This is a genomic window from Streptomyces sp. NPDC104096, assembly GCF_055584385.1.
The window spans coordinates 82,904-89,790 of sequence record NZ_JBVJMD010000036.1; the positions used below are offsets into that span (position 1 = coordinate 82,904).

Annotated in this window: 6 protein-coding genes; 3 read left to right on the forward strand and 3 right to left on the reverse strand. The window is 71.1% G+C overall.

The genetic code is table 11. The features are described 5' to 3' along the window. Positions 1-116 precede the first annotated feature (116 nt). The 3 genes from ACZ60B_RS29300 to ACZ60B_RS29310 all read right to left on the reverse strand — a co-directional run bounded on the left by ACZ60B_RS29300 (position 117) and on the right by ACZ60B_RS29310 (position 3,682). Positions 117-1,169, reverse strand: coding sequence for an endonuclease/exonuclease/phosphatase family protein (locus tag ACZ60B_RS29300; protein WP_469392107.1), 1,053 nt, complete (start codon positions 1,167-1,169; stop codon positions 117-119). 212 nt (positions 1,170-1,381) lie between these two features. Beyond that, positions 1,382-2,008, reverse strand: coding sequence for a TetR/AcrR family transcriptional regulator (locus ACZ60B_RS29305; protein ID WP_469392109.1), 627 nt, complete (start codon positions 2,006-2,008; stop codon positions 1,382-1,384). Between the two features lie 84 nt (positions 2,009-2,092). After that, positions 2,093-3,682 carry an MFS transporter gene (locus ACZ60B_RS29310; RefSeq protein ID WP_469392111.1) on the reverse strand — a complete coding sequence of 530 codons (1,590 nt, stop codon included), beginning with the start codon at positions 3,680-3,682 and terminating at the stop codon, positions 2,093-2,095. Positions 3,683-3,863: 181 nt separating this feature from the next. Between ACZ60B_RS29310 and panB the strand changes: the two genes are divergently transcribed. The 3 genes from panB (at position 3,864) to ACZ60B_RS29325 (ending at position 6,816) form a co-directional block, all read left to right on the forward strand. Next, positions 3,864-4,727, forward strand: a complete 864-nt coding sequence (panB, locus tag ACZ60B_RS29315) for a 3-methyl-2-oxobutanoate hydroxymethyltransferase (protein WP_469392113.1) — start codon at positions 3,864-3,866, stop codon at positions 4,725-4,727. A gap of 245 nt (positions 4,728-4,972) precedes the next feature. Next, positions 4,973-5,998: an ATP-binding cassette domain-containing protein gene (locus tag ACZ60B_RS29320; RefSeq protein ID WP_469392114.1), complete on the forward strand. Its 1,026-nt coding sequence runs from the start codon at positions 4,973-4,975 to the stop codon at positions 5,996-5,998. Beyond that, the gene (locus tag ACZ60B_RS29325; protein WP_469392115.1) at positions 5,995-6,816 is read left to right on the forward strand and encodes an ABC transporter permease; all 822 of its coding nucleotides are present in this window, start codon (positions 5,995-5,997) and stop codon (positions 6,814-6,816) included. Before ACZ60B_RS29320 ends, ACZ60B_RS29325 begins: the two co-directional genes overlap by 4 nt. The last annotated feature ends 71 nt before the right edge of the window (positions 6,817-6,887 follow it).

Below are 6,887 nucleotides of genomic sequence, written 5' to 3' on the forward strand. Positions count from 1 at the left end.
GAACAAAGTCTCGGGCGCTCGGTATTCCTCCAGGTGAAGAAGAAGTTACGAAGGGTCGCGGCGGCCCCCGGGAACCGCTCGGGACGGCCCGTCGGAAACCGCTCGCGCCGGGCCCGTCAGGAGCCGCTCGCGGCGAGGTCCACCCGCGCGGCCACCGGCAGATGGTCGCTGCCGGTGGCCGGCAGCGTCCACGAGCTCACCGGATCGACGCCCTGCACCATGATCTGGTCGATCCGCGCCATCGGGAACGACGCCGGCCAGCTGAACCCGAAGCCGCTGCCCGCCGCGCCCTGGGTGGAGCGCATCTGGGAGGTGACGGCGTTCAGCGCGCGGTCGTTCATGGTGCCGTTCAGGTCGCCGAGCAGGATCTTCCGGTCGAGCGTCTCGTCGGCGATGGCCTCGCCGAGCGCGTCGGCGCTCTTGTCGCGCTGGCGGGCGGTGAACCCGGCGTTCATCTTGACCCGTACCGACGGCAGATGGGCGACGTACACGGCGACGTCGCCGGACGGCGTCGCCACGGTCGCCCGCATCGCCCGGGTCCAGCCCAGCTTGATGTCGACGGCCGCGACGGACGAGAGCGGGTACTTGCTCCACAGCCCGACCGTGCCCTGCACCGAGTGGTACGCGTACGTCGGGGCCAGCGCCTTCTCGTAGGTTCCGACCTCGGACGCCTTCAGCTCCTCCAGGGCCAGCACGTCGGCGCCGGACGCGGCGACGGCGCGGGCGGTGCCCGAGGGGTCGGTGTTGTCGGCGTTGACGTTGTGGGTGGCCACCACGAGGTCCCCGCCGGTGCCCGCCTTGTCCGTGAGCAGCCCCCCGAACAGGTTCAGCCACACGATCGCCGGCAGCAGCACCGCGATCAGCGCCGTCGCCGACCTGCGCACCAGCGCCAGGACCAGCAGCACCGGCACGAGGAGGCCGCACCAGGGCAGGAAGGTCTCCGTGAGGGAGCCGAGGTTGCCGACGGTGTTCGGGATCCGCGAGTGCAGCAGCATCACCAGGGCCAGCAGCAGCGCGATCACCGCGAGGACGATGCCGCGCCGCCAGATCCGCGGATCGCCGCGCCAGCCGCCGAGCAGACGACCCGTCAGGCGGTGGAGCCGGGAGCCCCGACGTTCGTCGTCCGAGACGCCTTCGTCCGTCTCCGTCGCATACGCCTGCTGCGCCATACCGTCGCCTCACTACCCGCCAGCACACCGTCGTCCCCTACGTCCCTATGACCCTAGGGGATGATCGGCTCCGATCCCCGCCGCCCCGTGACGGCCGTACGGGCACGAGGACGTCCGCGGCGGCACCGGGAGTTCCGCTTGCGGACCGGGGCGAGCGGTCTGTGACGAAACGCGCACATTCGGGCGCCGGTCGGGCGCCGGTCGGGCAGGTTCTAGGAAGCGGGCGGGCCGACCGGGCGCAGTCCCTGGAGCAGGGTGTCGACCACCCGCTCCGCGAGGTCCTCGGGAAGGTCGCTGTCCGGCCGCAGGACGGACCGGACGAGCAGCGGGCCCACGAAGATGTCGTTGGCCAGCTCCACGTCGACGTCGGCGCGCAGTTCGCCGTTGCGCTGGCCGCGGCGCAGGATCTCGACGCCGAGCCGGCGCCGGGGGGCGAGGACCGTGCCGTCGTAGACGGCCCAGATCTTCGGGCTGCTCTTCATCTGGACGTGGACGTTGTGCAGGATCGCCGAGGAGCGGCTGGCCAGGCCGCGCAGGCGCAGCGACTCCAGCAGCACGACGAGGTCGTCGCGCATGGAGGTGCCGGGGAGTTCGGGGTCCGGGGGCTCGGCGGCCCGGAGCACGTCGACGAACAGCTCCTCCTTGCCGCTCCAGCGACGGTAGATGGTGGCCTTGCCGACGCCCGCCGTGCGGGCGATGCGCTCGATGGAGAGCTCCGCCAGGGGCACGCCGTCCTCCAGGAGTTTCATCGCTCCCTCGATGATGGCGCGCTCCACGGCCTCGCTGCGGGGGCGTCCCCTCACGGGTGCTCCCGAAGCGTTGGTGTCGGCGAGGCTCACTGTCGTCCGTCCCTTCGTTGCGCTCGGGTGAATTCTCGGTGATTCCCCCCGGCCCCCGGGTCTGCTCCCCGTCCCGACGCCTTTCTACTCCGCGGCCACCACCAGCTCCTGCTCCGGCTCGCCCCGCTGACCGGCCTCGGGCCGGCCCGGCAGGAACACCGCGACCACGACGGCGCCGACGAGGGCGATGACGGAGCCGCACAGCGCGGTGACGTGCATGGCGTGCAGGAACGCGTCGTCGGCGGGCTCGACCAGGGCCTGGCCCCGGGCGCCCAGCTTGGCGGCGATGCCCAGCGTGGCCTCGATGGACTCGCCCGCGGTGTCGCGCAGCCCGGCCGGCAGCGCGCCGAGGCTGTCCTCGACGCCGCTGCGGTAGGACGCCGACAGGACCGAGCCGAGGACGGCGATGCCGAGCGCGCCGCCGACCTGCCGGAAGGTGTTGCTGAGCGCGGAGGCGGAGCCGGCCTTCTCACGGGGCAGGGCCTGCATGATCACGACGCTGGTCGGCGTCATGATGTGCGCCATGCCGGTGCCCATGAGGAAGAAGACGACCTCCAGCAGCCAGATCGGGGTGTCCGCCTCGAACGAGGCGAACGCGGCGAGCGTCGCGGCGATCAGGAGCATGCCGCCGGTGGTCGTGGCCTTGACGCCGAAGCGGTCGACGACCAGCCGGGCCCGCGGCGCGAAGATCATCTGGGCGGCGGCGAGCGGCAGCATCAGCAGGCCGGTCTGCAGCGGCGAGTAGCCGCGCACGCTCTGGGTGTAGAAGACGGAGAAGAAGGTCACGCCCATCAGCGCGAAGAAGACCAGCGCGATGACCGCGATCGCGGCCGAGAAGACCTTGTTCTGGAAGTACGTGATGTCGATGGAGGGGTGGTCGCTGCGCTTCTCGACCACCACGAAGGCGGCGAGGACGGCGAGACCGGCGGCGATGGTCGCCAGCACGGTGAGGTCGGTGAAGTCGGCGAGCTGGCCGCCCTTGATGATGCCGTAGACGAGCAGGACCAGACCGACGACGGACAGGACCACGCCGGCGGGGTCGATGCGGCCGGGGTTGGGGTCGCGGGAGTCCGGCACCAGCCACAGCATCAGGGCGATCGCGAGCACCACGATGGGCACGTTGACGAGGAAGACCGAGCCCCACCAGAAGTGGTCGAGCAGCAGACCGCCGGTGATCGGGCCGATGGCGATGGCGAGGCCGACCCCGCCGGCCCAGATGCCGATGGCCTTCGGCTGCTCGTCGCGCTCGAAGACGTTCATGAGGACGGCGAGCGTGGCGGGCATCACGAAGGCGGCGCCCAGGCCCATCACCGCGCGGAAGACGATCAGCTCGGTCGGCGAGCCGGACTCGGCGGCGAGCGCCGAACCGATGCCGAAGACCACGAGCCCGCCGAGCAGGACCAGCTTGCGGCCGAGGCGGTCGCCGAGCAGGCCCGCGGTGAAGAGCAGACCCGCGAAGACGAGCGTGTAGGCGTTGATCGCCCACTCCAGCTCGCTCTGCGTGGCGCCCAGACCGGTCGGGGCGGGGGTGGAGATCGTCTTGATGGCGACGTTCAGGATGGAGTTGTCGAGGACGACGATCAGCAGGCTGAGCATCAGCACGCCGAGGATCGCCCAGCGGCGCCGGTGCACCTCTTCCGGTATCCGGGAGGCAGGGACGGCAGGAGTAGTCATGGGGACGAGCCTAGGCCCTTTCCGATACGAGACCGTCTCGTATCGAATATCCTTTACCGAGACCTTACGCGCGGGGAACGTCACGCGGGGTGCCCTGGCCCTCACCGGCACGAGGTGCCACCATGGAAGCGGTCCGGGGACACCGTCAGGGTGCCTCGAGATGACGTAAGGAGTCGTTCCCATGACGCAGCTCTCGGCTGCCCAGACACCCTCCGGCGGCAGCAACGCGCTGTACGGGGGCAAGGGCACCCGCCGTGTCACCGTCCGCGACATCGCCCTCGCCAAGGAACGCGGCGAGAAGTGGCCCATGCTCACCGCGTACGACGCGATGACGGCGTCCGTCTTCGACGAGGCCGGGATCCCGGTCATGCTCGTCGGCGACTCGGCGGGCAACTGCCACCTCGGCTACGAGACCACCGTGCCCGTCACCCTCGACGAGATGACCGTGCTGTCGGCCGCGGTCGTGCGCGGCACCCGGCGCGCCCTCATCGTCGGCGACCTGCCCTTCGGTTCCTACCAGGAGGGCCCGGTCCAGGCGCTGCGCTCGGCGACCCGGCTGGTCAAGGAGGCGGGGGTCGGCGCCGTCAAGCTGGAGGGCGGCGAACGCTCGCATGACCAGATCCGGCTGCTCGTCGAGTCCGGCATCCCGGTGATGGCCCACATCGGCCTCACCCCGCAGTCCGTCAACGCCATGGGCTACCGGGTCCAGGGCCGCGGCGAGGAGGCCGCCCAGCAGTTGCTGCGCGACGCCAAGTCCGTCCAGGACGCGGGCGCCTTCGCGGTCGTGCTGGAGCTGGTCCCGGCGGAGCTGGCGGCCGAGGTGACCCGGGTCCTGCACATCCCGACGGTCGGTATCGGCGCGGGCCCGGAGACGGACGCCCAGGTGCTGGTGTGGACCGACATGATGGGGCTGACCGGCGGCCGGGTGCCGAAGTTCGTCAAGAAGTACGCCGACCTGCGCGAGGTCATGGGCAACGCGGCGAAGGCGTTCGCCGAGGACGTCGTCGGCGGGACGTTCCCGCTGGAGGAGCACTCCGTCCACTGAGCGACCCGCCCACCGGGCGCCACGCCCACCGGCACCGCGCCCACCGAGCCATCGCCGCACCACGCAGCCCCGCCGATCTTCCCCCGTCGGCGGGGCTGCGCCCCGTCCGCCGCCCGACGACCTCGGTCACACCGATAACGACTGTCGGCGACTGTCGTCCGAGTGTCGGCGACTGTCGGTGGGATGTCGGCGGCTGTAGGCCGGGTGTCGGTGGTTTGTCGGTCGGGGCTGACACCGTCATCGGCATGACGCGAATCGACAAGAACCCCCACGGCGGAGGCGCCGCCGTCACCGTCCGGGGGCTGGTGAAGCACTTCGGGGAGACCAAGGCGCTGGACGGCGTCGACCTGGACGTGCGGGAGGGCACCGTGATGGGGGTGCTCGGGCCGAACGGCGCCGGGAAGACCACCCTCGTGCGCATCCTGTCCACGCTCACCGCCCCCGACGCCGGACACGCCGTCGTCGCCGGCTACGACGTCGTACGGCAGCCGCGGCAGCTGCGCCGGGTGATCGGACTGACCGGGCAGTACGCCTCCGTGGACGAGAAGCTCCCCGGCTGGGAGAACCTCTACCTGATCGGCCGCCTGCTCGACCTGTCCCGCAAGGACGCCCGCGCCCGCGCCGACGAGCTCCTCGAGCGGTTCTCGCTCACCGAGGCGGCCAAGCGGCCGGCGGGCACGTACTCCGGCGGTATGCGCCGCCGGCTGGACCTGGCGGCCTCGATGATCGGCCGGCCGGCCGTCCTCTACCTGGACGAGCCGACCACCGGACTCGACCCGCGCACCCGCAACGAGGTGTGGACCGAGGTCAAGACCATGGTCGGGGACGGTGTCACCGTCCTGCTGACCACCCAGTACATGGAGGAGGCCGAGCAGCTCGCCACCGAGCTGACCGTCGTCGACCGCGGCAAGGTCATCGCGGGCGGCGCCATCGACGAGCTCAAGGCCCGGGTGGGCGGACGCACCCTGCGCGTGCGGCCGCTCGATCCGCTGGAGCTGCGCCCGCTGGCCGGGATGCTCGACGAGCTGGGCATCACCGGACTCGCCACGACGACCGTGGACACCGAGAGCGGCGATCTGCTCGTGCCGATCCTGAGCGACGAGCAGCTGACCGCCGTGGTCGGCGCGGTCACCGCACGCGGGATCACGATCTCCTCCATCAGCACCGAACTGCCCAGCCTGGACGAGGTGTTCCTGTCGCTGACCGGCCACCGCGCCAGTGCCCCGCAGGACGCCACGCCCGCCGAAGACCGCGAGGAGGTCGCCGTATGAGCGCCACCACTCTGCCCCCGACCGCCCTCGAGGCCGACGCGCCGATCACGCTGCGCGCCCATCTGCGCCACACCGGCGCGCTGATCCGCCGCAACCTGCTGTGGATCCGCCAGGACCCGGAGTCGATGTTCGACGCGATCCTGTTCCCGGTCATCTTCACGCTGCTGTTCGTGTACGTCTTCGGCGGCTCCATCGGGCAGTCGCTCGGCGGCGGCCAGGAGGCGTACGTCCAGTACGTCGTGCCCGGCCTGATGGCCATGATGGGCATGAACATGGCCCAGGGAGTGGGCACCGGCTTCAACACCGACTTCAACTCCGGTGTCATGGACCGGTTCCGGTCCCTGCCGATCGGACGCGGCTCGGTGCTGTTCGCCAAGATCGCGGTCGAGGTGATGCGGATGCTGATCGCGACCGCGGTCCTCATGGTCGTCGGTGTCCTGGTCGGCTTCCACATCACCAACTGGCCCGGTCTGTTCGCCTCCGTGGGCCTGTCGGCGATATTCGGCTCCGCCCTGATGTGGGTGTTCCTCACCCTCGGCGTGATCATGAAGAGCGCGCAGTCCGTGCAGGCGATGGGCTTCCTGGTGCTGATGCCGCTCCAGTTCGGCTCGTCGATCTTCGCGCCGACCCGGTCGATGCCGGGCTGGCTCCAGAACTTCACCGAGTACAACCCGCTGTCCTCCCTCGCGGACGCGGCCCGCGGGCTGATGGTGGGCGGCCCGGTCGCGCACGGCCTGTGGGTGACGCTCGGCTGGTCGCTGGCGCTCACCGTGGTGATGGCGCCGATCGCGATCCACAAGTTCCGCACCAAGAGCTGACGCCCGTCGCGCGGCAGGACGCGCGTACACGCCACGGCAGGGCGGCGGCCGCTCCCCCGGGAGCGGCCGCC

Excerpts from the sequence above, each read along its gene's own strand:
- ACZ60B_RS29300 (WP_469392107.1), bottom strand. The coding sequence starts at position 1,169 with ATGGCGCAGCAGGCGTATGCGACGGAGACGGACGAAGGCGTCTCGGAC.
- ACZ60B_RS29310 (WP_469392111.1), bottom strand. The coding sequence starts at position 3,682 with ATGACTACTCCTGCCGTCCCTGCCTCCCGGATACCGGAAGAGGTGCAC.
- panB (WP_469392113.1), top strand. The coding sequence starts at position 3,864 with ATGACGCAGCTCTCGGCTGCCCAGACACCCTCCGGCGGCAGCAACGCG.
- ACZ60B_RS29320 (WP_469392114.1), top strand. The coding sequence starts at position 4,973 with ATGACGCGAATCGACAAGAACCCCCACGGCGGAGGCGCCGCCGTCACC.
- ACZ60B_RS29325 (WP_469392115.1), top strand. The coding sequence starts at position 5,995 with ATGAGCGCCACCACTCTGCCCCCGACCGCCCTCGAGGCCGACGCGCCG.